The sequence below is a fragment of the Fructilactobacillus sp. X3R2C1 genome, from assembly GCF_059901235.1.
The window spans coordinates 1-1,801 of sequence record NZ_JBWXVA010000010.1 but is presented as its reverse complement, the minus strand read 5'-3'; the positions used below and the strand labels follow the sequence as shown (position 1 = coordinate 1,801).

General features: G+C 48.6%; 1 rRNA gene. It reads left to right on the top strand.

The window, feature by feature from the left end:
• The first annotated feature begins 161 nt into the window (after positions 1-161).
• A 16S ribosomal RNA gene (locus AC6UDB_RS06900) occupies positions 162-1,737 on the top strand.
• The last annotated feature ends 64 nt before the right edge of the window (positions 1,738-1,801 follow it).

Here is a 1,801-nt window from a genome sequence, read left to right as displayed (position 1 = left end):
AGAGTAGATCTTTGAAAACTGAACAAGATTTTGATTACAAGTGTAAGGTAATTTTAAGTTGTAGAACTTAAAATTAAACATTTGCGAAGTCAATTCGCTTTTTAATTCTTTTGAAAAAGAATAACAACAAATAATAATGAGCTAGTAAAATTTCTCATTTCTAAAATGAGAGTTTGATCCTGGCTCAGGACGAACGCTGGCGGCATGCCTAATACATGCAAGTCGAACGAGCTGCGCTTATTGATAGTTGATGCTTGCATTAACTAGATTTAAGTTAGCAGCGAGTGGCGAACTGGTGAGTAACACGTGGATAACCTGCCCAGAAGAAGGGGATAACACCTGGAAACAGATGCTAATACCGTATAACAACGAAAACCACATGGTTTTCGTTTGAAAGATGGCCTTTGTGCTATCGCTTTTGGATGGATCCGCGGCGCATTAGCTAGTTGGTGAGATAAAGGCTCACCAAGGCGATGATGCGTAGCCGACCTGAGAGGGTAATCGGCCACATTGGGACTGAGACACGGCCCAGACTCCTACGGGAGGCAGCAGTAGGGAATCTTCCACAATGGACGAAAGTCTGATGGAGCAATGCCGCGTGAGTGAAGAAGGGTTTCGGCTCGTAAAACTCTGTTGTTAGAGAAGAACGGGCGTGAGAGTAACTGCTCACGTCGCGACGGTATCTAACCAGAAAGTCACGGCTAACTACGTGCCAGCAGCCGCGGTAATACGTAGGTGGCAAGCGTTGTCCGGATTTATTGGGCGTAAAGCGAGCGCAGGCGGTCTTCTAAGTCTGATGTGAAAGCCTCCGGCTTAACCGGAGAAGTGCATCGGAAACTGGGAAACTTGAGTGCAGAAGAGGACAGTGGAACTCCATGTGTAGCGGTGAAATGCGTAGATATATGGAGGAACACCAGTGGCGAAGGCGGCTGTCTAGTCTGTAACTGACGCTGAGGCTCGAAAGCATGGGTAGCAAACAGGATTAGATACCCTGGTAGTCCATGCCGTAAACGATGAGTGCTAGGTGTTGGAGGGTTTCCGCCCTTCAGTGCCGCAGCTAACGCATTAAGCACTCCGCCTGGGGAGTACGACCGCAAGGTTGAAACTCAAAGGAATTGACGGGGACCCGCACAAGCGGTGGAGCATGTGGTTTAATTCGATGCTACGCGAAGAACCTTACCAGGTCTTGACATCTTCTGTTAACCTAAGAGATTAGGTGTCCCCTTCGGGGGCAGAATGACAGGTGGTGCATGGTTGTCGTCAGCTCGTGTCGTGAGATGTTGGGTTAAGTCCCGCAACGAGCGCAACCCTTGTCATTAGTTGCCAGCATTCAGTTGGGCACTCTAATGAGACTGCCGGTGACAAACCGGAGGAAGGTGGGGATGACGTCAAATCATCATGCCCCTTATGACCTGGGCTACACACGTGCTACAATGGACGGTACAACGAGTTGCGAAACCGCGAGGTCAAGCTAATCTCTTAAAGCCGTTCTCAGTTCGGATTGCAGGCTGCAACTCGCCTGCATGAAGTTGGAATCGCTAGTAATCGTGGATCAGCATGCCACGGTGAATACGTTCCCGGGTCTTGTACACACCGCCCGTCACACCATGAGAGTTTGTAACACCCAAAGTCGGTTAGGTAACCTTTTGGAGCCTGCCGCCTAAGGTGGGACAGATGATTAGGGTGAAGTCGTAACAAGGTAGCCGTAGGAGAACCTGCGGCTGGATCACCTCCTTTCTAAGGAAAAATTCGGAAACCTTACATTATTGAAGTCTTGTTTAGTTTTGAGAGTTTTACTCTC